Below are 23,858 nucleotides of genomic sequence, written 5' to 3'. Positions count from 1 at the left end.
CGCCGACCGAGCGGGCGGCTCAGCGTTCGCGGACGACCGCGACCGGGCACCGGGCGTGCTGGATGAGCTGCTGGCTGACCGAGCCGAGCAGCATGCCGCGCAGGCCGCCCCGGCCCCGGGTGCCGACCACCGCGAGCTGCGCCTCCCGGCTCGCCTCGACCAGCAGCGCGGCCGGGTTGCCCGGGGTCACCTGGATCTCCACCGCGAGGTCGGGGAAGCTTTCCCGCCACTGGGCCAGTTCCGTCTCCACGGCGGCCCGTTCGGTGGCGGCGACCTCCGCCGGGTCGAAGTCGGGTGGCACCCAGCGTTCGCCGGGCGGCTCCCAGACCCGCAGCACCCGCAGTGGCGCCTCCCGCTGCGCAGCCCGCTCGACGGCGAAGCCGAGCGCCTGCGTCGACGACGGGGAGCCGTCCACGCCGACCAGTACCGGCCCGGTGGCGGCCGACGTGCCCTCCCGGACCACGATCACCGGGCAGTGCGCGTGGGCCGAGACGGCGACCGCGGTGGAGCCGACGACCAGGCCGCCGAAGCCGCCGTGGCCGCGGCTGCCGAGAACCAGCATCCCGGCCTCGGCGGACCGCTCCTGCAACACCAGGGCGGGCGGCCCGTCGAACACCTCGCCGTGCACGGTGAGGCCGGGCCGGCTGGCGGCGGCGTCCGCCGCCGCCGTGCGGACCAGTTCCTCGACCGCGTTCCGCGCGTTCTCGTCGGGCCAGATCCCGGGTGCCACCCCGGGTCCGATCCACCCGGCCACGGTCAGCCACTCGAAGACGTACGCCAGGCGTACCGGCCGGCCCGACCGGCCCGCCTCGTCCAGCGCCCAGGCGAGGGCGACCGCGGCGTCGGCGGAGCCGTCGTAGCCGACCAGGATCTCGTCGCTGCTCACTGCCCGCTCCGCAGGGCGGGGTCGTTCTCGCGGATCCAGCGCCACTCGGCGACCTGCGGGTCGTCCTCGCCGTACCGGCGGGTGTAGTCGCGGGCGGCCTGCCGGGCGTCGACCATCTCCTGGCGGAGGTGGGCGGCGCGGGAACGCAGCCCGGGCACCCGGTCGATGACGTCGATGACCAGGTGGAAGCGGTCCAGGTCGTTGAGCATCACCATGTCGAACGGGGTGGTGGTGGTGCCCTCCTCCTTGTAGCCGCGCACGTGCAGGTTGTCGTGGTTGGCGCGGCGGTAGGTGAGCCGGTGGATCAGCCACGGGTAGCCGTGGTAGGCGAAGATGACCGGCCGGTCGCGGGTGAAGATGGTGTCGAACTCGCTGTCCGGCAGGCCGTGCGGGTGCTCCGACGGCGGCTGCAGGCGCATCAGGTCGACCACGTTGACCAGCCGGACCTTCAGATCGGGCAGGTGCCGGCGCAGCAGGTCGGCCGCGGCGAGGGTCTCCAGGGTCGGCACGTCGCCGGCGCAGGCCAGCACCACGTCCGGCTCGTCGCCGTCGTCGGTGCTGGCCCAGTCCCAGATGCCGAGGCCGCGGCGGGTGTGCTGGATGGCCTCCTCCATGGTGAGCCAGTTCGGCGCGGGCTGCTTACCGGCCACCACCACGTTGATGTAGTGCCGGCTGCGCAGGCAGTGATCCATGGTGGAGAGCAGGGTGTTGGCGTCCGGCGGCAGGTAGACCCGGACCACCTCGGCCTTCTTGTTCACCACGTGGTCGATGAAGCCGGGATCCTGGTGCGAGAAGCCGTTGTGGTCCTGCCGCCAGACGTGGCTGGAGAGCAGGTAGTTCAGCGAGGCCACCGGCTCCCGCCAGGGGATGTGCCGGGTGACCTTGAGCCACTTGGCGTGCTGGTTGACCATCGAGTCGACGATGTGGATGAACGCCTCGTAGCTGGTGAAGACGCCGTGCCGGCCGGTCAGCAGGTAGCCCTCCAGCCAGCCCTGGCACAGGTGCTCGGAGAGCACCTCCATCACCCGGCCGTCGGGGGAGAGGTGGTCGTCGCCCGGGACCTCGCTGCCGACGAACGCCCGGTCGGTCACCTCGAAGGCGGCGCCGAGCCGGTTCGAGGCGACCTCGTCCGGGCCGAAGAGGCGGAAGGTCTGCGGGTTGCGGACGATCACGTCGCGGATCCAGGGGCCGAGGGCGCCGGTGGCGCCCGCCATCGGCTGGCCCGGCTCCTTCACGTCGACCGCGTAGTCGCGGAAGTCCGGCAGCTCCAGGTCGCGCAGCAGCCGCCCGCCGTTGGCCACCGGGTTGGCGCTCATCCGCCGGTCACCGCGCGGCGGTAGGGCGGCCAGCTCGGCGACCGGCGCGCCGGTGGCGTCGAACAGCTCCTCGGGCCGGTAGCTGCGCAGCCAGCGCTCCAGCTCGGCCAGGTGCGCCGGGTTGTCGCGTACCGCGGCGATCGGCACCTGGTGGGCGCGGAAGGTTCCCTCGACCTGTGTGCCGTCGACCTCCTTCGGGCCGGTCCAGCCCTTCGGCGTCCGTAGGATGATCATCGGCCAGCGGGGTCGGGTCGCCTCGCCGCCGGAGCGGGCCCGGCGCTGGATCTCGGCGATCTCCCCGACCGCCCGGTCCAGCGTCGCGGCGAGCGTCTGGTGCACGGTGGCCGGGTCGTCGCCGGCCACCAGGTACGGCTGGTAGCCGTAGCCGCGCATCAGCTCCAGCAGGTCGCTCTCGGGGATCCGGTCGAGCACCGTCGGGTTGGCGATCTTGTAGCCGTTGAGGTGCAGGATGGGCAGCACCGCACCGTCCCGGGCCGGGTTGAGGAAGACGTTGGACAGCCAACTGCCCGCCAGCGGGCCGGTCTCCGCCTCGCCGTCGCCGATCACGCAGGCCACCAGGAGGTCGGGGTTGTCGAACGCGGCCCCGTACGCGTGGCTCAGCGCGTACCCCAGCTCGCCGCCCTCGTGGATCGAACCCGGCACCTCCGGGGCCACGTGGCTGGGGATGCCGCCGGGGAAGGAGAACTGGCGGAACAGCCGCTGCATGCCGGTCTCGTCCCGGGCGATGTGGTGGTACAGCTCGCTGTACGTGCCCTCCAGCCAGGTGTTGGCCACCAGGGCGGGGCCGCCGTGGCCCGGGCCGGTGACGAAGATGGCGGAGAGGTCCCGGTCGACGATGACCCGGTTGAGGTGCGCGTAGATCAGGTTGAGCCCGGGGCTGGTGCCCCAGTGCCCCAGCAGGCGGGGCTTGATGTGCTCGGGCTTGAGCGGCTCGCGGAGCAGCGGGTTGTCGAGCAGGTAGATCTGCCCGACGGTCAGGTAGTTCGCCGCCCGCCAGTAGGCGTCAAGCCGGCGCAGCTGCTCTTCGGTCAGGGGGCCGTGCAGGTCGAGAGCGGTGTCCATGCTGCATTAGCCTCTCGCGACTCGGGGTCATCTGCCACCCGGACGGTCATTTTTCACCCGGGCACCCTCAGCCTCGTCCTCACGCGGTGAGTGAATCAGGGCCATTGGTCCCGGGACCGGCGGCTGTCATGCCCCCGCCGTCGGGGCCACGTCGAGTCCACGGACGACGATCAGCGGAGCCGGCGAGTGGTACAGCAGGGACTGGCTCACCGCGCCCAGCATGCCGCGCAGCGGCTCGTCGCCCCGGGCGGCGACCACGACGACCTGGGCGGAGCGGGACTGTTCGATCAGGACCGCGTCGGGCTCGCCGCGGATGGTGTGGCACTCGACCGCCACCGCGGGGTACCGGGCGGCCTGCCGGGCCACCGCCGCCTCGAGCAGTTCGTCGCCGCCGTCGGGCTGGCCCGGCTCGACGACCCGGATGGCGAGCAGCCGGGCGCCGCGGCTCTCGGCGCAGTCGAAGGCGTAGCCGAGGGTGGCCGGGGAGCTGTCCGAGCCGTCGAAGCCGACCAGCAGCGGGCCCTGCGGCGGCGGCTCGGCCCGGGCGACCAGCACCGGGCAACCGGCCCGGGCGGCGACCTGTACGGCCAGCACGTCGGTGGGTACGCACCCCACGCAGTCGGCGATCCCGCCGTCGCCGAGGGCGACCAGGGACGCCGAGTCGGAGGCCCGGACCAGCGCCTCAAGCGGGGAGCCCTCGACGATCTCGCCGTTGACCGGTACCGCCGGCGCGATCTCGGCGACCACGTGCCCGGCCCGCTCCAGCAGCTCCTCGGCCGCGTCGCGGGGGCCGCTGACGGAGAACGTGTCCAGGGCCGCCGCCCAGTTGAAGGCGTGCAGCAGGTGCACGGCCCGGTCGTGCGCGGCCGCCTCCGTGGCGGCGGTCCGGACCACCTGGAGATTCTGGTCCGACCGGCCGACGCCGACCACCACCGCGCCGTGGGTGGGTGTGGCCATCCCGCCTCACCTCCCGACGGTGCCCTCCTCACCCACGGTAATCGGGCGGGTGGCCCGGCCGGAGCGGGTCGGCGGAACTGGGCCGGTCCTCGGGAGCGGACCGCCGCGCCGGCCGCGGTCTCCCGCCGCGCGGGCCGCGGTCTCCGGCCACGGTCTCCCGCCGCGGTCTCCCGCCGCGCGAGCCGCGGTCTTCCGCCGCGCTGAGCCGGGCCGCCGTACCGGGCGGCGGTCAGCGGGGGCCGGGCAGGGCGGGGTGGACGCGCACCACCACGGCGGTGGCGTTGTCGTCGCCGCCCTCGTCGAGGGTGGCGCCGAGCAGGGCGGTGGTGGTGCGCGCCGGGTCGCGCCGGGCGGCCAGCAGGTCGCGCAGCCGGTGGTAGCCGAGCTGGTCGCTGACCCCGTCGGTGCAGAGCAGCCAGGTGTCGCCGGTACGCAGCGGCACGGCGAGCACGTCCGGCTCCGGCTTGTCGGGGTGGCCGACGTAGCGCAGCAGCTGGTAGCGGGCCCGGGCGGCTTCGGGGGAGGTGGCCGGCCACCAGCCGTGCACCACCCCCAGCCAGGCCATGGTGTGGTCCACCGTGATCAGTTCGAGCAGCCCGTCCCGCAGCCGGTACGCCCGCGAGTCGCCGAGCTGGACGAGCCAGCCCTGACCGCCGTCCGGCTCGACGACCAGGGCGGTGAGCGTGCAGCCGGTCAGTCCGCTGAGGGCGGCGCCGGCCTGGCGTACCCGGAGTTGGGTGTCTGCCGTCGCGGCGCGTAGCTGTGCCGCCCCGACGGCCGGCCAGCCGGCGCGGATGCGGTCGACCAGGGTGGTGATCGCGGTCCGGCCGGCGACCCGGCTGCCCTCGCCGTCGCCCATCCCGTCGGCGACCGCGACCAGCGGCAGCTCGGGGTCGAGGTGCAGCACGTCGAAGTTCTCCAGGTAGCGGTTGCCGATGACGCTGCCGCCGGCGACCTCCAGGGTGAGCCGCCCGGCGCTCAGCCGATGCGCGGCTTCGACGGGTCGGTCCAGGTCACGGCGGCGGAACACCAGCGGACGGTAACACCGGTCGGCGGCCGGGTCGGCGCGTCGACCCGCGTGTCGGGTCAACTGAGGTTGACGAGGCGGGTTCGTCAACCTACATTGACAGGATGAGTGAGACGACGATCGCGGCCGCCGGCGGCACCGACCCCCGCGACGGCCTGCGCGCGGTGCGCGCCCTGCGCCAACTGCTCGACCGGCTCGAGATGGTCCAGGTCGACAACGCCCGCTGCCAGGGCTGGTCGTGGCAGCAGATCGCCGAGGCCCTGGAGGTCAGCCGGCACACCGTCCGCGGCCGGCACGCCGGCCGACCCGCGGTCCCCGGCACCTGGGAGGAACGATGATCGAACGATGCACCGACCGGGCCCGCGCGGTGCTGCGGCAGGCGGAACAGGACGCTCGCGCCGCCGGTGGGGGACCCGCCGGCACCGCGCACCTGCTGCTCGCCCTCCTCGCCGACCAGGACCCCGTCCCGGGGCTGCTGGAGGCGGCCGGCGTCCGGCCCGACGAGCTGCGGGCCGCTGCGGCCCGGCACACCGCCCGCGGCGCCGCCGGCCTCACCGAGGCGGACGCGGCGGCACTGCGCACCATCGGCATCGACCTCGCCGCCGTGCTCGCCCGGGTCGAGGAGTCCTTCGGTCCCGGCGCGCTGGCTGCGGCCCCACCCGCCCGGCGCGGCGGACCGCCGTTCTCGCCCGCCGCGAAGCGGGCGCTCACCCTGGCCCGGCGCGAGGCCGCCCGGCTCGGTCACCGGCGGGTCGACAGCGGGCATCTCCTGCTCGGTCTGCTCGGCGAGGGCGCCGGCCCGGCCGCGCTGGCCCTCACCGAGGCCGGCGCGGACCTCGCCGGGCTGCGTGGGCAGGTGGCCGCGACCCACCGACCGGCCTGACCCCCTGCCCGGTCGCCGCCGCCGACAAACCTGTTTGCAATCCATGCGACGTCGGGGCCCGTCGGGTCGCCCCGGCACCGCGGTTGCTGCACACTTGCGCCGTGAACGGTGAGCAGAAACACCGGGTGACCGCCGACAACCGCGCGCCGCGCTCGGCCGTGGTCGTCAACCCCACCAAGGTGACCGATCTGGACGAGTTCCGCCGGATCGTGGACGGCGCGCTCGACGCCGCCGGCTGGCCCGCCCCGACCTGGTACGAGACCACCGCCGAGGACCCCGGCCGGGGCCAGACCGAAGAGGCGGTCCGGGCCGGCGCCGAGGTGGTCCTCGCCTGCGGCGGGGACGGCACCGTGATGGCCTGCGTGACCGCGCTGGCCGGCACCGACGTGGCGCTCGCCGTGCTGCCCCAGGGCACCGGCAACCTGCTCGCCGCCAACCTCGGCCTCTCCAACGAGCTGGCCGCCGGGCTCGAGATCGCCGTCGAGCGCGGAATGCGGCGGCTGGACGTGGGCGTGGTCGGCGACCAGTGCTTCGCCGTGATGGCCGGCATGGGCTTCGACGCCCAGATGCTCGACTCCACCTCGGAGACCACGAAGCGGCGGATCGGCTGGCCGGCGTACCTGGTGGGGGCGGCCAAGCACCTGCGGGACCGGCCGATGCGAGTGTCCATCCGGATCGACGACGGGCCGCCGATGCGCCGCCGGGCCCGCTCGGTCCTGATCGCCAACGTCGGCCGCCTCCAGGGCGGCGTACGCCTGCTCACCGACGCCGAGCCCGACGACGGCTGGCTCGACGTGGCGGTGCTGACCCCGCGCACGCTCGGCCAGTGGGCCGCGATGGCCTGGGCGGTGCTGCGGCGGCGCGGCAGCGTGCCCCGGATGGAGGTGTTCCGGGGCCGCCGGGTCGCCATCACCAGCAACCGGGCCCAGCCGCGCCAGCTCGACGGCGACCTGATCGAGCCGGGCCGGTCGCTGACCGCCGAGATCCGGCCGGAGGCGCTCTGGCTCTGCGTACCGCGGCCCGAGCAGCATCCCGACCTGTCCGTGGACGCCGACGCCGCGGCCGAGCGGGGCGAGCGGCTGGTCGAGGAGGCCCGCCGTGAGTAGCACCAAGCTGGTCCCCGAGACCCGGTTGATGACCCAGGAGGAGCTCTCCGCCGACGACGCCTGGCACACGCTGCGCCGCCACGGCGGCTGGTGTCTGCTCCGGGACGCCTTCATCCGGTTCCGCTACGGCGACGGGTTCAGCCACGCCCGCGCGTTCGCGTTCCAGCTCTGCCTGGCCGTGGTGCCGTTCCTCATCGCGCTCACCGGCCTGATCAGCGACCTCGGCGTGGACGAGGGCGGCAAGGTGGTCGCGGACACCGTCCTGGCGATCACCCCCGGCCAGAGCGAGTCGATGGTCCACGAGCTGCTGGCCGACGGCGACCGCACCGAGCGGGCCGGCGAGCTGGCGCTGACCCTGGGTCTGCTCACCGGCCTGGTCGCGCTGACCACCACCATGGCCCAGATCGAGCGGGGCGCGAACCGGATCTACGGCGTCGAGCGGGACCGGCCGGCCCTGGCCAAGTACCTGCGCGCCGCCGTGCTCGCGCTGCTCGCCGGCGTACCCGCGCTGACCGGTTTCCTGATCCTGGTCGGCGGCGGGGCGATGGGCAAGTCGGTGCAGCGGCACTACGAGTGGGGCGGCCTCGCCCACGCCGCCTGGTCCGTGGTGCGGTGGCCGCTCAGCCTCGGCCTGACCGTGCTGGCCGTGGCCCTGCTGTTCCGGCATGCGCCCCGGCGGCGGCAGCCCGGCCTGTCCTGGCTCTTCTTCGGCGCCGGGATCGCCACCGCGCTCTGGTGGCTGGCCAGCCTGCTGCTCGCCGCGTACGTGAAGACCAGCGGCGGCTTCGGGCAGACGTACGGCGCGTTGACCGGGATGATGGCGCTGCTGCTCTGGGCCAACCTGACCGGTGTGGCGCTCTTCGGCGGGCTCGCCTTCGCCGCCCAGTTGGAGGCCATGCGGATCGGCGTGCCGGAGCCCGCCCAGCCCGACCTCTGGGAGCCGGAACCCGAGCGGGCCGAGGCCCTCGACACGGGCGGCATGTCCGCGCTCTGAGGACCCGCCCCGCGGCGGCGTGTACGGGGCAGCCGGATCGGGTACTGCGCGCCTCGCAGGACCACGAGGGAGGTGCGGTGTGACCGCGGTCAAGGAGGCCATGCGCCGGCCGCTCGGCCATTTCGCCGAGCGCAGCGTCGCGGGGCTGGTCGCCGTCGCCGGCGCGGGAGTCGGGTTCGGCGTGCTGCTCATGCTGGTCCGGTTCCACTGGCAGCCGCTCTACCACGCCGACCACGAGGCGGCCGAGTGGTTCAACAACCTGGTGGCACCGCACCACCCCCTGGTCACCGTCCTGCAGGCGGTGACCGACCTGGGTGGGCGGCCGGTGCTGATCTGGCTGGTCACCATCGCCGTGGTCAGCCTGCTCATCCGCCGACAGTCCCGGCTGGCGGTCTACCTGATCATCACCGGGGTCGGCGGGCTCATCCTCGACCCGTCGCTCAAGGCGCTGGTGGGGCGGCTGCGTCCGGTGGTGGACGTGCCGGTCGCCCAGGCCCCCGGCAACAGCTTCCCGAGCGGGCACGCGCTCGGCTCGTTCGTCGCGTACGGGGCGCTGCTGCTGGTCTTCCTGCCGGCCATGGCGCCCCGCTGGCGCAAGCCGGCCATCGCGGGCGTCGGCGTGCTGGTGCTGCTGATCGGGCTGACCCGGATCGCGCTGGGCGTGCACTTCGTCTCCGACGTGCTCGCCGGCTGGCTGCTCGGCGCCCTGTGGCTCGGCATCACCGCGTACGCCTTCCGGCTCTGGCGGCGGGAACGCGGCCGGCCGGTGCCGCCGGTCACCGAAGGGCTGGAGCCCGAGGCGGGGCGCGAGATCGCGCCCGCGCCGGCCGAGGAGCACGTGCTGGAGCACCCCCGCTCGGCCGTCGCCGAGCTGGTGGTCGGCTGGGTGCTCGTCTTCGGCGCCCTCTACGCCTTCGGCATGTACGTCAGCTACCACGCCAAGGGCACCGTCTTCGACACCCTCGACACCGAGGTCCCGCAGTGGTTCGCCGCCCGGCACAGCCCCGGCCTCGACGACCTGAGCTGGTGGTGGAGCAAGTTCGGGGACACCCACGCGATCCTGCTGGTGTCGCTGGTGTTCTGCCCCCTGGTGCTGGCGGTCTGGCGGCGCTGGCGGCCGGTGCTCTTCGTGGTGCTGGCCATGTTCGGCGAGCTGAGCCTCTTCCTCGCCTCGGCCCGGGTGGTCGGTCGGCCCCGGCCGCCGGTGGAGAACCTGGACGGGCAGATGCCGACCTCGTCGTTCCCGTCGGGGCACATCGCGGCCACCATCTGCCTGTGGAGCGCGATCGCGATCATCGTGTTCGTGCGGACCGACCGGTGGTGGCGGTGGCTCTTCGTGGCGCTGGCGGTGCTCATGCCGGTCGGCGTGGCCACCTCCCGGATGTACCGGGGCATGCACCATCCGACCGACTTCATGGGCGCGATCCTGCTCGGCGCGCTGTGGCTGTCGCTGCTCTACTGGGTGGTCCGGCCCAACGCCGACGTCCAGCAGGGCAACCAGCCGGCGATCGAGTCCGAGCAGGTGCACGAGCTGGACGACGAGCTGGCCAAGGCCGGCCGCGAGGACTGACCGGGCGCCGATGCTGCGGGTGATGACCTGGAACGTCCGCACCGGCGGGCGGGACCCGGACGGCACCGACCGGTGGGACCGGATCCTGGCGGTCGTCACCGCGCAGCGCCCCGACGTGCTGGCCCTGCAGGAGCTGCGCGGTCTCGACCGCGGCGGCCGGTTGACCGAGCTGGCCGGCCGGGTGGGGATGGTGCCGCACCTGGCCCGGTCCTGCTTCGGCCAGCCGGTCGCGGTGCTGGTCCGCGCGCCGCTGCCGGTGCTGCGCTCGGGCCGGGTCCGCCGCCCGTTCCACCACGCCACCGCCCGGGTCGAGCTGGCCACCGGGGAGGGCCCGCTGACCGTGCTCAGCACCCACCTGAACCCCTTCTCGCCGGGCCGGCGGCGGCTGGAGGCGGACTGGTTGGCCTCCGCCGTCCGGTCCAGCGGTGGTCGGCTGGCGCTGCTGGTCGGCGACCTGAACACCCTGGAACCGGGCGTCGACCACACCGCCCGGCTGGCCGGTCTGTCGACCCTCTACCGGCGGCGTCACCTGCGCCGCGACGGCCGTACCGTGGACACCCGGGCGGTGGCCCGGCTGGTCGACGCCGGGCTGGTCGACCTGTGGCCCCACCTCGGTGGCGGCGAGCCCGCGGGGCTGACCGTGCCGACCCGGCACGGCGGCGCGGAGTTCGCCGGCATGCGCCTGGACTACCTGCTGGCCAGCCCGGCGCTGGCCGCCCTGGCCCGCGCGGTCCGGGTGGTGCGGGGCGGCGACGCGGACACCGCCTCCGACCACTACCCGGTCGTCGCCGACCTGGCGCTGACGCCCGGCTGACCGGTCCGGCCACGCCAGGTCCGCGACCTGCGGTGCCCTCGTGCTGTTGCCGGGGGTGGGCGGTGCGGCCGGTTCAGAGCAGGAGATTCAGCAGCACGGTGAGCACCACCGAGGCGACGATCGAGAAGAGGATCATCAGCAGGCAGCCGAGACCGCCGCCGAGGGGCCGGACCTCGGTGTTACCGATACGCATGGACTCACCTTTCCAGGGCGGGCGCCAGCAGGTGCCGGATCGCGTCCGCGACCGGTCCCGGCGCCGTCGTGGCGACGTTGTGCGCGGCGCCCGGCACGGCCACCGTCCGGGCGTTCGGGACCAGCCGGGCCGCCTGGTCCCGCCAGCCCGGCGGGACGACCGGGTCGCGCGCGCCGGTGATGACCAGGGTGGGCGCCGCGACCCGGGCCAGGTCGGCCTCGACCCGGTTGCGCACCGAGTGCGACAGGGTGGCGAACACCCGCCAGGGCCGGGCGTCCCAGACGTCCCGGGCCAGCAGCGGTGCCTGGAGCCCGGCCTCGCGCGCGGTGTCCCGCAGCCACCGGCCGATCTGCGCCCGCCGGCTGCGGGCCGCCGGGTCGCTGGTCGGTGCGGCCAGCACCAGCGCGCCGACCAGGTCGGGCCGGCGCGCGGCGAGCGCGGCGGCCACCTCCGCGCCGAACGAGTGCCCGAGCAGACAGACCGGCCCGAGCCGGTACGCGGCCAGCCAGGCGGCCAGGAAGGCGGCGTGCCGGGGCACGTCGTACGCCGCACCGGGGCGCTCGGTCAACCCGAAGCCGGGCAGGTCCGGCAGGTACACCGGGCCGGTGCTGGCCAGCGTGCGGGCGAGCGGGGTGAGGTAGCGGTGCGACACGGCGAGCCCGTGCACCAGCACCACGGCCGGACCGCCGCCCGGGTCGCCGCCGCGGCGGGTGTGCGTACGCAGCCCGTCGATGAGCCGGAACTCGCTGGTCAGGCCGGCGGCCGGGCGGGGCGCCGCGAGGGCGAGGCGCAGCTCGGCGGCGCCGAAGCGGCCCGGTGGCGTCGGCCGTGGGACGCGGCCCGGCGCCGCCCCGCGCGTCGGTGGCAGCGTCACAGCTCGCGCAGCCGGGGCAGCAGCTGCTCCTGCGCCCAGTCCAGGAACATCGGCTGGCTGTCCCCGCCCACCTGGAGCAGCGCCACGTGGGTGAAGCCGGCGTCGACGAACTTCTTGACCGCCTCGACGTGCCGGTCCACGTCGGGTCCGCAGGGGATGCCCTCGGCCACGTCGTCCTCGCGGACGAACTGGGTGGCCGCGGCGAACGCCTCGGGGTCGGGCAGGTCGGTGTTGACCTTCCAGCCCAGGCCGAACCAGCGGAACTGCTCGTGCGCGATCTTGCGGCACTCGGCCTCGTCGGGGCCGTAGCAGATGGCCACCTGGCCGTACCGGGGCCGCCCGGCGCCGCCGGCCTCCTCGTACATCTCGACCAGGTGGGGCAGCGGGTCGGTGGCGATCAGCGCATCGGCGTACTCGGCGGCCAGGGTGGCCGACTGCCGGCCGGAGGCCGCCACCGCCATCGGCACCGGCCGCTCCGGCCGGTCCCAGACGTACGCGTCGGGCACCTCGTAGTGGTTGCCGGAGAAGGTCAGCGTCTCCCCGTTGAGCAGCGGCCGGATGATCTGGAGCGCCTCCTCGAACATCTCGTGCCGCTGCTGCACGTGCGGCCAGCCGCCGACCACGTGCTCGTTGAGGTTCTCCCCGGCGCCGAGGCCGAGGGTGAACCGCCCGTCGGAGAGCACGCCGATCGTGCTGGCCTTCTGGGCCACCACCGCCGGGTGGTAGCGACGCAGCGGGCAGGTCACGAAGGACAGCAGCTCGGCCCGGCTGGTGGCGTGGGCGACCGCGCCGAGCACCGACCAGGCGTACGGGGAGTGTCCCTGGCTGTCCAGCCAGGGGTTGTAGTGGTCGGACGTGACGAGGTGGTCGAAGCCGGCTGCCTCGGCGCGGACGGCGTAGTCGACCAGCTGCTTCGGGCCGGACTGTTCGCACAAGAGCGTGTAGCCGACGTTGACCATGGCTCGTCTCCTTCCCGGGCGGATCGTCACCGGATACCCCGCCGCGCGGCGGCCAACCCTGGTGTCCGCTTCGGCCACGTCGATCGGGCCGGCGGTGGGGCGCAACCCCCGGGCGGGTCGTCCGGGGCCACCGACCCGGACGGCCGGTGCCGGCGAACGGCGGTCGATGGTGGCCCGAGGTCGGAACGGGAGCGCGTTGTGTGCCCCTGACGCAGTGGCGATGATGATTGCATGCGGAGATGGTGGCGGCGGCCACGGGTGTGGTGCGTCGTGGTCGTCGTGGCCGCGCTCACCGGCTATTCGGGGTGGACCAGGTTCCTGCGTGGCGAGGGCCGGGCGAAGGCCGACCAGTGGTCCAGCACGATCGGTTTCTACCTGGCCTCGCTGCTCGCGCTCGTGTCGCTGCTGGTGTGGCTCTGGCGGAAGGAGTCCACGGCGGCCGGCAGCGGGGTGACCGGCGCGGTCGACGCGGCCGTCGCGGCGCTGGCGCGGGCGCAGCAGGAGCAGTGGAGCGCCGAGGAGGCGGCCCGCAAGGTGAGCGATCCGTGGCCGCTGCCGGTGCGCTGGGCGGTCACCGCCCGGAGCCGGGCCGTCATGGTGAGCTGGCCGGCCATCCGGGGCCGGCCCGGTGCGGGGGCGGTGCCGCTCGACGGCACCTTTTCCGACGTCGCCGAGGTGTTCCTGCGCGACGGCTCGCCCCGTCGGCTGGCGGTGATCGGCGAGCCGGGCACCGGCAAGAGCACGCTCGTGCTGCGGCTCACCCTCGACCTGCTGGCCCGCCGGGCGCCGGCCGACCCGGTGCCGGTGCTCCTGTCGATCTCCGGCTGGCAGCCGGCGGTGGACGGGCTCGACGAGTGGATCGCCGATCGGCTGGCGACCGACAACCGCACCCTGGCCCGGCTGGTGCCCGGACCGGACGGCACGCACCGCACCCTCGCCGAGGAGTTGGTGGCGACCGGTCGGGTCCTGCCCATCCTGGACGGCTTCGACGAGATGGCCAGCGAGCACCGGTCGTCGGCGATCGCGGCGATCAACGACGTGCTGGGGCCCCGCCGGCAGCTGGTGCTGACCAGCCGCAGCGCCGAGTACGAGGAGGCGGCCGGCTTCGGCCTGCTGGCCAAGACGCCCGTGGTGGAGATCCTGCCGCTGCCGGTCGGCGACGTGATCGGCTACCTGGTGGACGGCACCGAGCGGGCGGAGCGGTGGCGCGAGGTGATCGGCGCGTTGGAGCGGGGCGAGGGGGTGCTCGCCGAGACGCTGGCCACCCCGCTCATGGCCCAGCTGACCCGGGTCGCCTATCAGCAGGCCGGCACCGATCCGGGTGAGCTGCTGGCGGGCGGCCGGTCGGCCGACCGGACCGCGCTGGAGCAGCACCTGTTCGCCCGGTTCGTACCGGTGGTCTACGGCACCTCGGTGGGCGACCGGCCGCGGCGCAGCTCCGCCGAGGCGCAGGCGGCGCTCACCTGGCTGGGCAACCTGGCCCGCCGGATGGAGCGCCGCAAGACCCTCGACCTGGCCTGGTGGGAGCTGGGGCCGTATCCGCTGCGCCCGTTCGTCGGCCTGTTCTGGGGCGCGGTGTTCGCGCTGGTCGTCCTGGTTCCGTTCGGGGCCGTCCCGGCCGCGCTCGGGGGCGGGGTGGCGGCGGCCTTCCTCGGCTTTCTGACCTCGCTGCCGACCCGCCCGCAGCGGCTCGACCTGGCCCAGATCCGGGCCCGTACGCTGCTGATTCCCGGCGGTGCCGCGCTGATCGTCGGTGGCACCCTGGGCGCGACCGTCACCATCCGCTCCGGCGCCGGCTACGGCGTGGTGGCCGGGCTGGTCGGCGCGGTCGCCGGCTTCGCGTTCTTCCTCACCGGGCGGCTGGAGGTGTACGTCGACGTGGGTCGCAGCGTCAGTCCCCGCCGGCTGCTGCGGGAGGACCGCGCCCTGGCCCTGGCCACCGGGGCCGGCTGGGGAATCTTCTGGGCGGTGGCCTTCATCCTGTGGGGCATCACCGCGCCAGCGGTGCTGGCCGCATTGACGGTGGCTCTGGTGGTCGGGGTCGCGTTCTCCTGGTCGGAGTGGGGCCCGTTCTGTTTCGCCCGGCTCTACCTGGCCTGCACCGGGCGGGCGCCGCTGCGCCTCTTCGCGTTCCTCGAGGAGGCGCACGACCGGGGGGTGCTGCGCCAGGCGGGCGGGGTGTACCAGTTCCGTCACTCCACGTTGCAGAGCCACCTGGCCTCCACCGGTGTCCCCGGCCCCGAGGTCCGGGACGGGGTGACCGCCGGCGACCCGGTGACCGACCCGGTCGGCGGCTGAGACCGGCACCCTTGACGCCCGCGACGGCGCTGCCTACAGTCCGGCTTAACCGGTTCAGACCGGAGTGGCGTGACATCCTGTGGTGGGGATGACCGCACCGGTGGCGGTCCGTGTCGACATGGGCCGCCACCGGTAACCACCCGGCACGGCCGGTCAACTTAACCGGTTGCCTCCCGCGTTCCATCGCCCTACGCTGATGCCTGCGTCCGCCGGGAGTCGGCGGCGGCTGTCGGGCTCAGCCGTCGCGTCCAGTCAGCACATCGCGCCCCCACCTGGGCAGCGGGGGAGACCTCCTGAGGACAACCATGAAGAAGTTGCTCTCCGTCGCGGGCGTCGCCCTGCTGACGGTCCTCGCCGCCGTGTTCGCCTTCGGGCAGCCGGCGCACGCCGCCGCCGGCTTCTCGGTCGCCAACGGCCGGCTCTATGACGCCAACGGCACCGAGTTCGTGATGCGCGGGGTCAGCCACGCGCACACCTGGTACGCGCAGCAGACCAGTTCGTTCGCCAACATCAAGGCGCTCGGCGCGAACAGCGTCCGGGTGGTGCTGTCCAGCGGCGACCGCTGGACCAGGAACACCGCCTCCGACGTGGCCAACGTCATCTCGCTCTGCAAGGCCAACAAGCTGATCTGCGTGCTGGAGGTGCACGACACGACCGGCTACGGCGAGCAGAGCGGCGCGATCACGCTGGACCGGGCGGTCGACTACTGGCTCAGCATCGCCAGCGTGCTCCAGGGCCAGGAGAAGTACGTCATCGTGAACATCGGCAACGAGCCCTACGGCAACCAGGGCTATGCCACCTGGGCCACCGACACCGGCAACGCGATCAAGCGGTTGCGCAGCGGCGGGCTGACCCACACGATCATGGTGGACGCCCCGAACTGGGGCCAGGACTGGTCGTTCACCATGCGGGACAACGCCGGCACGGTCTTCGCCGCCGACCCGCAGAAGAACACCGTTTTCTCGATCCACATGTACGGCGTCTTCGACACCGCCGCGGAGATCACCGACTACCTGGGCCGGTTCCGTACCGCGGGGCTGCCCATCGTGGTGGGTGAGTTCGGCTTCAACCACTCCGACGGCAATCCCGACGAGGACACCATCATGGCCTACAGCCAGGCCAACGGGATCGGCTACCTCGGCTGGTCGTGGAGCGGCAACGGCGGCGGCGTCGAGTACCTCGACATGGTCACCAACTTCGACCCGAACCAGCTGACCAGTTGGGGCCAGCGGATCTTCAACGGGGCCAACGGCATCAAGGCCACCGCGAAGGAGGCCTCCGTCTACGCCGGCACCACCCCGCCCACGACGACTCCGCCGACCACGGCCCCGCCCACCACGCTTCCGCCGACCACCCCGCCGCCGGGCGGCTGCACGGCCAGCTACACGATCGTCAACTCCTGGCAGGGCGGCTTCCAGGGTGAGGTGAAGGTGACCGCCGGGGCTGCCGCCATCACCGGCTGGTCGGCACGGTGGACGTTCGCCAGCGGGCAGACCGTCACGCAGTCGTGGAACGCCACGATCAGCGGCAGCGGCGCCACGTACACCGCCCGGAACGTGGACTACAACGGCCGGCTCGGCGCCGGCGCCAGCACCAGCTTCGGCTTCATCGGCAGCTGGAACGGCAGCAACGCGATCCCGGCGGTGACCTGCACCGCGAGCTGAGACCGGAGCGGTGGCCGGGTCGCCCACCGCCAGCGGCAACCGGAGCGGTAACCAGGTCCGCCCACCGCCAGCGGCAACCGGAGCGGTAACCAGGTCCGCCCACCGCCTTCCACCGCCGGTGGGTACGTTCCGACCCGCCGGGCCGGTGGCCGGGCCGGCGGTGCGAGCGTCAGCCGGCCGCGCAGGAGACGGTCGGCCAGGTCCAGTTCCCGTTGTGCTGGATGGTGACCCCGAAGGTGTTGCCGCTGCCGTTCGGCTTGGCGATCATCGTCTGGGAGTTGGGCCAGGTGGCGCTGACGTTCCAGACGTTGATGATCTTCGCCGGGTTCGGCACGTTCATGGTGACCGTCCAGGTGTTGGTGCCGGAGACCGAGACGTTGAGGTTGTAGCGGTCGCTCCACTGCTGGCCGGCGGAGAGCGTGGCGGTGCAACTGCTGCCGCCGCCCCCACCCCCGCCGCCGCCACCGGTGTCGCCGCCGTCGGGTGCCACGGCACGGCCGGTCTGCGGCGAGATCATGCCGGCACACAGGCCCTTGCTGGCCAGCACCTGGGCGATGCGCGGGATGGCCGCCAGGGTGTTGGCGGGCCACTCGTGCATCAGGATGATCTGCCCGTTGGTGAGCCGGTTATTGGCCTGCACGATCGCGTCGACGCTCGCACCGTTCCAGTCCTGCGAGTCGACGTCCCAGATGATCTGGGTCAGGCCGTACCGGGACAGCACCGACTGCAGGGTCGAGTTGGTCTCGCCGTACGGCGGGCGGAACAGCTTCGGCGTGCCGCCGCCGGCGTTGGCGATCGCCTGCTGGGTCCGGGAGACCTCGGAGTCGATCTGCGCCTGGCTCTGCTGGACCAGGTGCGGGTGGGTGTAGCTGTGGTTGCCGACCCACATGCCGGCGGTGACCTGCGCCCGGACCTGGGACGGGTAGGCGGCGGCGTACTGCCCCTCGTTGAACATGGTGGCCCGCAGCCCGTTCTGCCGCAGGGCGTTGAGCAGGGCGGGGGTGTGGTCGTTGGACGGGCCGTCGTCGAACGTCAGCCCGACGTACCCGTTACAGGCGGCGGCCCGGGCCGGGGTGGCCGTGACGCTGAGCGTGACGGCCAGGCTGCCTGCGGCGATCAGTGCGGCCGCGGCGAATCCCGCGGCCAGGGATCGCGTTGACGGAAGTGTTCTTCTGCTCCACATGCGGCTGGGCCCTCCTCGTGGTGGCGGTGTACCGAGCGTCGCATCGATGGCTGTCGAGGTCGCTCGGCGGCGCAAGTATTTGCCTGTCGCCGAGGCGGAGTCAAGAATTTCCGGAAGTTTTGGCCGCGGCCCAACCATGACGGCGCAAGCCACAAAGGTGTGTGTGCCGACTGGGGACGGCCCGGTGCCCGGAAGTTGCGAGCTGCTTCCGGTACCCATCCGCCGCGCTGAGCAGCCTGCCGGCCACCGCCCCTGCCTCGACATCCGCGGCGAGCAGGTCCAGGAGAATTTCGTCGGGAACCGCGGTGGCCGAGCGGACAGGTGTGACATGTGGAGATGAGTGTGCGCAGCCGGGTCCGCGCCGGTGACCCCGAAGCGTTCCGGGAACTGTTCGACGAACACGCCCGGTCGGTCTACAACCACGGCTTCCGGTTGACCGGGGACTGGTCGGTGGCCGAGGACGTGGTGTCGCTGACCTTCCTCGAGGCCTGGCGGCTGCGGGAGCGGGTGGACGTCGGCGCCGAGACCGGCTCGCTGCGCCCCTGGCTGCTCGGCATCGCCACCAATGTCGCGCGCAACGTGCGCCGCGCCGCCCGCCGGCATTCCGGAGCGTTGGCCCGGCTGCCTCCGCCGGAGGTGGTGCCGGACTTCGCGGAGGAGGTGACCGCCCGCCTCGGGGACCGGGAACGGCTCGCGCGGGTCCGCACCGCGCTGGCCGCGCTGCGCCAGCCGGAGCGCGAGGTGCTGGCGCTCTGCGTCTGGTCGGGGCTCAACTACGCCGAGGCGGCGGCAGCGCTCGGCGTGCCGGTCGGGACCGTACGGTCCCGGTTGTCCCGGGCACGGGCCAAGCTGCACAAGCTCGTCACCGCCGGGAAGCTCGCGCCGGCCGGAAAGACCGGGGAACCGCCCGGTGGCCGTGGACAGATACCAGTCGACCGCACCATCGCGGTCCGGTTCGCTCAGGAGCACACCCGATGAACGCCGACCCGAGAGACGTACGCGCCGACCTGGCCGGGCTGTTGCCGGCGCCGGCGGAGCGGGACCTGCCGAGCGACCGCCACCGGCTGATCCAGGAGTTTGTGATGACCCAGATCCATCCCGACTACCCCTCGGCAGCGCCGGCCTCCCGGCGCGCACCGCGGCGCCGGCTGATTCTGGCCTCGGCGCTGAGCGCGGTCGCCGCGGCGACCGCCGCCGTGGCGCTGGTCGGCGTCGACGGCACCGGGACCGGCGGCGGTACCGGGAGCGCGGCGGACAACCGCCCTCCGGTCGCCGCCGAGCGCTCCGGCCAGCAGATCCTGCTCGCCGCCGCCACGACCGCCGGGCAACGGCCCGCCACGTCCGGCAGCTACTGGTTCCGGCGCACGGAGTGCACCGGCGACACGCAGGAGATCTGGACCAGGAAGGACGGCCGGGCCTGGGTCCGGGTGGCCGGGAGCGGCAAGGTGCGCGAGCTGGGCAGCGTCGGGTTCAGTCTGGGCGGCGTGGACGCCAGCTTCGCGCAGCTCCAGAAGTTGCCGGCCCGGCCGGCGGCGCTGAAGCGGTGGATCACCGAGGCGGTGGCGAAGACCGAGCCCGGGTCGGACGCCGCGACGCGGGAGCGGCTGGTGCTCGGCGGGCTGCTGGACCTGCTCGCCAAGCTGCCCGCCCCGCCGGCGGTCCGTGCCGCCGCCTTCGAGGCCGTCGCCGGGTACTCCGGGGTGACGAACACGGGGGCGACCGAGGGCGGGCAGGGCCTGTCGATCCGGCTGGGCGCCGAGCCGCTGGTCCGGTTGGTCGTCGACCCGGCCACGGCACAGATCCGGCAGACCAACCTCGTCGTCCTGGCCTCCGGGGCGCGACCCTCCGCGATGTGCACGGTCACCGCGGAGTGGACCGACCAGCTGCCCCGGTGACGGGGGTCCGGGTGCGTTCGCCGTCGTGGCGGCGAACGCACCCGGGCGCAGCTAGGGGGCGGCCGTGACCTCCAGCAGCAGCGCCTGCTCGGGGTGCAGGGCAGGCAACTGCACCCCGACCGAGCCGAGCACCGACCCGCTGAGGAACACCCCGTCGGCCGCGGCCAGCCAGCCCGGCTCGGTGAGCTGGAGCAGCGCCGGCTCCGGCGCCCCGGCCGCCGGCCGTACCCGGTAGCGCCGCGCCGGGTCCAGCCCGGCCAGCCGGACCATCCCCGGCGTCTGGGCCACCGAGGTGGCCAGCCGGGACACCGCGTACACGGCGTGCGAGCGGTCGTGGGCGACCACGCCGTGCGCCTGCACGGCCGGGTCCGGATGGTCGACCCGGACCACCCGGCCGGCGTGCAGCAGCGGGCGGAGCCGCTTGTGCAGCGCCACCCAGGCGGTCAGCTCGATCCGCTCGGCGGCGCTGATCCGGCTGATGTCCCACTCGATGCCGTGGTGGCCGAAGAGCGCGGTGACCGCCCGGAAGCCGAGGTCGTGCACCCGCTGGGTGGTGTGCGAGCGCTCCGGTCCGATGTGGGTGCCGATCAGTTCCGGCGGCAGCAGCAGCCCGGTCCAGCGCTGGATCGACAGGCGTTCCAGGGCGTCGTTGCAGTCGCTGGTCCAGACCCGGTCGGTGCGGCGCAGGATCTCCAGGTCGACCCGCGCGCCGCCGGACGAGCAGCTCTCGATCTCCACGCCGGGGTGCCGGGCCCGCAACTCGTCCAGCAGCCGGTAGACGGCCACCGTCTGCCCGTGCACCCCGGGCCGGCCGGCGTGCCCGGCCTCGGTGAGGTCGCGGTTGTGGTCCCACTTGAGGTACGCGATCCCGTCGTGTTCGGACAGCACCGCGTCCAGCCGGCCGAGCAGGTGCGCGTAAGCGTCCGGGTTGGCCAGGTCCAGCACCTGCTGGTGCCGCCACTCCGGCGGCAGCCGGCCGGGCGCCTGGAGCACCCAGTCCGGGTGGGCCCGGAACAGGTCGGAGTCGGGGTTGACCATCTCCGGCTCGACCCAGAGCCCGAACTGCATCCCGTGCTTGCCGACATGGTCGATGAGGGGTTGCAGCCCGTCCGGCCAGACCTCGTCGTCGACCCACCAGTCGCCGAGCCCGGCCTGGTCGTGCCGGCGGCCCCGGAACCAGCCGTCGTCGAGCACGAACCGTTCCACGCCCACCTCGGCGGCCCGGTCCGCCAGCCCCTTGAGCCGGTCCAGGTCGTGGTCGAAGTAGACCGCCTCCCAGACGTTCAACGTCACCGGCCGGGGGTGGCGTGGGTGCTGTGGGCGGGCCCGCAGGTGGGTGTGCAGCACGTGGCTGAGCCCGTCCAGCCCCGCGGTGGAGTGCACCGCGTAGAGCAGGGGAGTGGCGTACTCCTCGCCGGGGCCGAGCACGATCTCGCCGGGGGCGAGCAGCTCACCGCCGCCGAGGGTGGCCTCGCCGGTGGGGCGGCGCTCGGCGGCGGTGACGTGGTCGCCGCTCCACGCGGTGTGCACCGCCCACACCTCGCCGTGCCCGAAGCCGAAGCCGGGCGTCCCGGCGACCAGCAGCAGGGTCGCGTCGTGTCCGGTCCGGCCGTGCCGGCCCTCCCGCACCCAGGCGCCCATCGGCCACGGGTGCCGCTGCGGCGACCGTTCCCGGCACCAGCGGCCGGTCAGGTCGAGCAGCTCGGTGGCGACCGCCGGCACCGGCAGCACCGGGGTCAGCTCGCGCAGCTCGTAGCCGCCGTCGCCGTCGTTGCGCAGCCGGTGCCGCAGGGTCAGCAACCCCGCCGCGTCCAGCGTGATCTCGACGGTCAGGCTCAACCCCGCGTCCGGGTCCGCCGCTCGCACGGTCACCCGCGCGGCGCCGGCCCCGCCGTGGTCCCGCTCCTCCTCCGGTACGCGCACCGCCTCCCCGTCCGCGGCCACGCGGCCCGGGTCGGGGCGGTGCGCGGGGTCCCCGGGCGGGGACGCCTCGTCGCGGACGTCGAGGTCGACCAGGCGGAAGGCGGTGGACCAGTCCCGGCCGGCGCGGTGGCCGGCGAGTCCGGGCCGGCCGCTCCACCCGGCGCTCGCCTCCGGCAGCAACGACAGCACGGTGGGCGCGTCGAAGCTGCTCGGCACCACCGGCGGGATGGTGGCGGCGACCAGGGCGGGCAGCTCGTCGTCGGGCAGCGGCCCGAGGTCGGCGCCCCAGTGCACGACCCGGGGCAGGCCCGGGCCCCGGGCGTCGAGCACCAGGCTGGTCCGGGCGCGGCGCAGGTGGACGATGCTCATCCCTTGGAGGCTCCCAACGTCAGGCCCCGGACGAACTGCTTCTGCAGCAGGAAGAAGATCACCAGGGTGGGGATGGCGACCAGCACCGAGCCGGCCGAGACCAGGTTGTTGTCGGTGAAGAACTCGCCGCGCAGGTTGTTCAGCGAGCTGGTCACCGGGAACTTGTCGCCGGTACGCATCAGCACGGTGGCCCAGAAGAACTCGTTGTAGATCCAGGTCACCTCCAGCGTGGCGAGCGCGGCCAGGGCGGGCCGGCACAGCGGCATGGTGACCTGCCAGTACTGCCGCCAGACGCTCGCCCCGTCGACCATCGCCGCCTCGTACAGCTCGTGCGGCAGCGCCTTCATGTAGTTGCTGAGCACGAAGACGCAGAAGCCGCACTGGAACGCGACGTTGACCAGGATCAGGCCCCAGTAGCTGTCGTAGAGCAGTTCCGAGTCGCTCATCCAGGCCGGCAGCGGGATCTGGGTGAACATCCGGAACAGCGGGATCAGCAGGGCCTGTTGCGGCAGCAGGTTCGCCGCGGTGAAGAGGCCGAGCAGCGCGATGTTGAGCTTCCAGCTGAACCGGGCGATCACGAACGCCACGCAGGAGGCGAGGAAGAGCGTCAGCAGCACCGCCGGGACGGTGATGTAGAGCGAGTTGAGGAAGTGTTTGCCGAACTCGGCGGTCCGCCAGGCGGTCAGGTAGTTGTCGAAGGTCCAGCCGCCGAGCGAGACGTACCCGTTGCTGGCCGTGTACTCGTAGGACCGCAGCGAGGTCAGCACCGCCCAGAGGATCGGGAAGAGCCAGCCGACGGCCACCGTACCCAGGAAGAGGTGCAGGACCACCCGGGCGGGCCGCAGTGGCCGGCGGCGGGCGGCCGGCGTGTCGGCCGGTGCCTCACCGGTCAGGGTCGCGGTGCTCATCGCCGGTCCTCTCGCATCACGGTGAACAGGTAGAGGGTGATGAAGACCAGGGAGACGACCAGCATGATCGTCGCCAGGGCCGACCCGAAGCCGATCCGGCTGGCCTCGCCCACCACGTTCTGGGTGACCAGCGCGGAGAGCAGTTCCAGCCCGTTGCGGCCCTTGTTGACCACCCAGACCAGGTCGAACGCGCGCAGCGACTCGATCACCGTCACCACCAGCACGATGATGTTGATCGGGCGCATCACCGGGAAGACCACCCGGAAGAAGGTGCTGATCTCCGAGGAGCCGTCCACCGCGGCGGCCTCCCGCAGTGACGGGTCGACGCCCTTCAGACCGGCCAGGTAGAGCAGCATGATGTAGCCGACGTGCCGCCAGCCGGCGGCGACGAGCACCGCCCAGATGTTGACGTGCGGGTCGCCGTACCAGTCGGTCTGGCCGCCCAGCACCGCGTTGAGCAGGCCCTGGTCGCGGCTGTAGATGAGCTGCCAGACGAAGCCGATCAGCGCGAGGGAGAGCACCACCGGCAGGTAGAGCGCGGTCTGGTAGAACCGGCTGCCGCGCAGCTCCTTGTCGAGCAGCACGGCGAGGAACATGCCGAACGGCGTGGCCACCACGAAGAGCGCGGCCAGCCAGAGCAGGTTGTTCTGCACGGCCGGCACGAACGGCGGGTAGATGTTCACCACGTCGTCGTAGTTGCGCAGGCCGACCCAGTCGATCTCGCCGAGCGAGCCGATGCCGTCCCAGTCGGTGCCGGAGAGCAGCACGGTCGCCGCCGCGGGCAGCCAGACCAGGCCGACCACGAGCAGCAGGGGTACCAGCACCATCAGCGTGATCACCACGCGGTCGGTGCGGGACAGGAGCCGTAGCCGGCGGCCGCGACCACGCGTGGTGGTGGTCGCGGCCGGCGGCGGCACGGCGCGATCCGCTTGGATCAGGGGCAGGTCGGACATGGT

General features: G+C 73.6%; 20 protein-coding genes. 10 read left to right on the top strand and 10 right to left on the bottom strand.

Going from position 1 to position 23,858, the window contains the following annotated elements; translation table 11 throughout:
• Positions 1-19 precede the first annotated feature (19 nt).
• The 4 genes from LQ51_RS13140 to LQ51_RS13125 all read right to left on the bottom strand — a co-directional run bounded on the left by LQ51_RS13140 (position 20) and on the right by LQ51_RS13125 (position 5,272).
• Positions 20-886, bottom strand: coding sequence for a universal stress protein (locus LQ51_RS13140; protein WP_046565567.1), 867 nt, complete (start codon positions 884-886; stop codon positions 20-22).
• On the bottom strand, positions 883-3,285 hold the full coding sequence (locus LQ51_RS13135; RefSeq protein WP_046565564.1) for a phosphoketolase family protein: 2,403 nt from the start codon (positions 3,283-3,285) through the stop codon (positions 883-885). The genes LQ51_RS13140 and LQ51_RS13135 overlap by 4 nt, the downstream gene beginning before the upstream one ends.
• Positions 3,286-3,411: 126 nt before the next feature.
• Positions 3,412-4,242 (bottom strand): universal stress protein, encoded by an 831-nt coding sequence (locus LQ51_RS13130; protein ID WP_046565562.1) that lies wholly within the window; start codon positions 4,240-4,242, stop codon positions 3,412-3,414.
• Positions 4,243-4,471: 229 nt separating this feature from the next.
• On the bottom strand, positions 4,472-5,272 hold the full coding sequence (locus LQ51_RS13125; RefSeq protein ID WP_046565560.1) for a PP2C family protein-serine/threonine phosphatase: 801 nt from the start codon (positions 5,270-5,272) through the stop codon (positions 4,472-4,474).
• Between the two features lie 101 nt (positions 5,273-5,373).
• Between LQ51_RS13125 and LQ51_RS13120 the strand changes: the two genes are divergently transcribed.
• The 6 genes from LQ51_RS13120 (at position 5,374) to LQ51_RS13095 (ending at position 10,636) form a co-directional block, all read left to right on the top strand.
• Positions 5,374-5,607: a helix-turn-helix domain-containing protein gene (locus LQ51_RS13120; RefSeq protein ID WP_046565558.1), complete on the top strand. Its 234-nt coding sequence runs from the start codon at positions 5,374-5,376 to the stop codon at positions 5,605-5,607.
• Positions 5,604-6,152 (top strand): Clp protease N-terminal domain-containing protein, encoded by a 549-nt coding sequence (locus tag LQ51_RS13115; protein ID WP_046565555.1) that lies wholly within the window; start codon positions 5,604-5,606, stop codon positions 6,150-6,152. The genes LQ51_RS13120 and LQ51_RS13115 overlap by 4 nt, the downstream gene beginning before the upstream one ends.
• A 101-nt stretch (positions 6,153-6,253) precedes the next feature.
• On the top strand, positions 6,254-7,258 hold the full coding sequence (locus LQ51_RS13110) for a diacylglycerol/lipid kinase family protein (protein WP_046565553.1): 1,005 nt from the start codon (positions 6,254-6,256) through the stop codon (positions 7,256-7,258).
• Complete coding sequence (locus tag LQ51_RS13105; protein ID WP_046565551.1) at positions 7,251-8,252, top strand: YihY/virulence factor BrkB family protein; 1,002 nt, start codon at positions 7,251-7,253, stop codon at positions 8,250-8,252. The genes LQ51_RS13110 and LQ51_RS13105 overlap by 8 nt, the downstream gene beginning before the upstream one ends.
• A gap of 79 nt (positions 8,253-8,331) precedes the next feature.
• The gene (locus LQ51_RS13100; protein ID WP_046565549.1) at positions 8,332-9,822 is read left to right on the top strand and encodes a phosphatase PAP2 family protein; all 1,491 of its coding nucleotides are present in this window, start codon (positions 8,332-8,334) and stop codon (positions 9,820-9,822) included.
• A 10-nt stretch (positions 9,823-9,832) separates the two neighbouring features.
• Positions 9,833-10,636 carry an endonuclease/exonuclease/phosphatase family protein gene (locus LQ51_RS13095; protein ID WP_046565548.1) on the top strand — a complete coding sequence of 268 codons (804 nt, stop codon included), beginning with the start codon at positions 9,833-9,835 and terminating at the stop codon, positions 10,634-10,636.
• A gap of 197 nt (positions 10,637-10,833) precedes the next feature.
• Here LQ51_RS13095 and LQ51_RS13090 read toward each other — a convergent pair whose 3' ends face one another.
• Together LQ51_RS13090 and LQ51_RS13085 are read right to left on the bottom strand one after the other, a co-directional pair.
• Complete coding sequence (locus LQ51_RS13090) at positions 10,834-11,703, bottom strand: alpha/beta fold hydrolase (protein WP_231605731.1); 870 nt, start codon at positions 11,701-11,703, stop codon at positions 10,834-10,836.
• Positions 11,700-12,662 (bottom strand): TIGR03557 family F420-dependent LLM class oxidoreductase, encoded by a 963-nt coding sequence (locus tag LQ51_RS13085; protein ID WP_046565546.1) that lies wholly within the window; start codon positions 12,660-12,662, stop codon positions 11,700-11,702. The genes LQ51_RS13090 and LQ51_RS13085 overlap by 4 nt, the downstream gene beginning before the upstream one ends.
• 231 nt (positions 12,663-12,893) lie before the next feature.
• On the opposite strand from LQ51_RS13085, the gene LQ51_RS13080 reads away from it, so the two are divergent.
• Together LQ51_RS13080 and LQ51_RS13075 are read left to right on the top strand one after the other, a co-directional pair.
• The gene (locus tag LQ51_RS13080; RefSeq protein WP_156313072.1) at positions 12,894-14,960 is read left to right on the top strand and encodes an NACHT domain-containing protein; all 2,067 of its coding nucleotides are present in this window, start codon (positions 12,894-12,896) and stop codon (positions 14,958-14,960) included.
• Positions 14,961-15,265: 305 nt separating this feature from the next.
• Positions 15,266-16,624: a cellulase family glycosylhydrolase gene (locus tag LQ51_RS13075; RefSeq protein WP_046565542.1), complete on the top strand. Its 1,359-nt coding sequence runs from the start codon at positions 15,266-15,268 to the stop codon at positions 16,622-16,624.
• Between the two features lie 169 nt (positions 16,625-16,793).
• Here the strand turns inward: LQ51_RS13075 and LQ51_RS13070 are convergent, their stop codons facing one another.
• Positions 16,794-17,807 carry a polysaccharide deacetylase family protein gene (locus LQ51_RS13070; protein WP_046565540.1) on the bottom strand — a complete coding sequence of 338 codons (1,014 nt, stop codon included), beginning with the start codon at positions 17,805-17,807 and terminating at the stop codon, positions 16,794-16,796.
• A 336-nt stretch (positions 17,808-18,143) separates the two neighbouring features.
• Here LQ51_RS13070 and LQ51_RS13065 point away from each other — a divergent pair, with 336 nt between their 5' ends.
• Positions 18,144-18,785, top strand: a complete 642-nt coding sequence (locus tag LQ51_RS13065) for an RNA polymerase sigma factor (RefSeq protein ID WP_046565636.1) — start codon at positions 18,144-18,146, stop codon at positions 18,783-18,785.
• The gene (locus LQ51_RS13055; RefSeq protein ID WP_052744860.1) at positions 18,782-19,702 is read left to right on the top strand and encodes a hypothetical protein; all 921 of its coding nucleotides are present in this window, start codon (positions 18,782-18,784) and stop codon (positions 19,700-19,702) included. Before LQ51_RS13065 ends, LQ51_RS13055 begins: the two co-directional genes overlap by 4 nt.
• Before the next feature lie 51 nt (positions 19,703-19,753).
• Here LQ51_RS13055 and LQ51_RS13050 read toward each other — a convergent pair whose 3' ends face one another.
• From LQ51_RS13050 to LQ51_RS13040, 3 genes are read right to left on the bottom strand one after another with little or no spacing between them, the layout of a single operon-like run.
• A complete protein-coding gene (locus LQ51_RS13050) occupies positions 19,754-21,994 on the bottom strand; it encodes an alpha-galactosidase (protein WP_046565539.1) in 2,241 nt (746 codons plus the stop codon).
• Positions 21,991-22,902, bottom strand: coding sequence for a carbohydrate ABC transporter permease (locus LQ51_RS13045; RefSeq protein ID WP_046565537.1), 912 nt, complete (start codon positions 22,900-22,902; stop codon positions 21,991-21,993). Before LQ51_RS13045 ends, LQ51_RS13050 begins: the two co-directional genes overlap by 4 nt.
• Entirely contained in the window at positions 22,899-23,855 is a 957-nt protein-coding gene (locus LQ51_RS13040) for a carbohydrate ABC transporter permease (RefSeq protein WP_046565535.1), read from the bottom strand. The genes LQ51_RS13045 and LQ51_RS13040 overlap by 4 nt, the downstream gene beginning before the upstream one ends.
• Positions 23,856-23,858 lie beyond the last annotated feature (3 nt).

It is taken from the genome of Micromonospora sp. HK10 (assembly GCF_000982955.1).
In the GTDB taxonomy this organism is placed as follows: domain Bacteria; phylum Actinomycetota; class Actinomycetes; order Mycobacteriales; family Micromonosporaceae; genus Micromonospora.
Note: the sequence above shows the minus strand (reverse complement) of the source record. Positions and strands in the feature narration are given on the sequence as shown.

Coding starts and splice junctions, on each gene's coding strand:
- LQ51_RS13040 (WP_046565535.1), bottom strand. CDS start 23,855: ATGTCCGACCTGCCCCTGATCCAAGCGGATCGCGCCGTGCCGCCGCCG.
- LQ51_RS13130 (WP_046565562.1), bottom strand. CDS start 4,242: ATGGCCACACCCACCCACGGCGCGGTGGTGGTCGGCGTCGGCCGGTCG.
- LQ51_RS13085 (WP_046565546.1), bottom strand. CDS start 12,662: ATGGTCAACGTCGGCTACACGCTCTTGTGCGAACAGTCCGGCCCGAAG.
- LQ51_RS13075 (WP_046565542.1), top strand. CDS start 15,266: ATGAAGAAGTTGCTCTCCGTCGCGGGCGTCGCCCTGCTGACGGTCCTC.
- LQ51_RS13120 (WP_046565558.1), top strand. CDS start 5,374: ATGAGTGAGACGACGATCGCGGCCGCCGGCGGCACCGACCCCCGCGAC.
- LQ51_RS13080 (WP_156313072.1), top strand. CDS start 12,894: ATGCGGAGATGGTGGCGGCGGCCACGGGTGTGGTGCGTCGTGGTCGTC.
- LQ51_RS13050 (WP_046565539.1), bottom strand. CDS start 21,994: ATGAGCATCGTCCACCTGCGCCGCGCCCGGACCAGCCTGGTGCTCGAC.
- LQ51_RS13045 (WP_046565537.1), bottom strand. CDS start 22,902: ATGAGCACCGCGACCCTGACCGGTGAGGCACCGGCCGACACGCCGGCC.
- LQ51_RS13115 (WP_046565555.1), top strand. CDS start 5,604: ATGATCGAACGATGCACCGACCGGGCCCGCGCGGTGCTGCGGCAGGCG.
- LQ51_RS13055 (WP_052744860.1), top strand. CDS start 18,782: ATGAACGCCGACCCGAGAGACGTACGCGCCGACCTGGCCGGGCTGTTG.
- LQ51_RS13065 (WP_046565636.1), top strand. CDS start 18,144: ATGAGTGTGCGCAGCCGGGTCCGCGCCGGTGACCCCGAAGCGTTCCGG.
- LQ51_RS13095 (WP_046565548.1), top strand. CDS start 9,833: ATGCTGCGGGTGATGACCTGGAACGTCCGCACCGGCGGGCGGGACCCG.
- LQ51_RS13070 (WP_046565540.1), bottom strand. CDS start 17,807: ATGTGGAGCAGAAGAACACTTCCGTCAACGCGATCCCTGGCCGCGGGA.
- LQ51_RS13135 (WP_046565564.1), bottom strand. CDS start 3,285: ATGGACACCGCTCTCGACCTGCACGGCCCCCTGACCGAAGAGCAGCTG.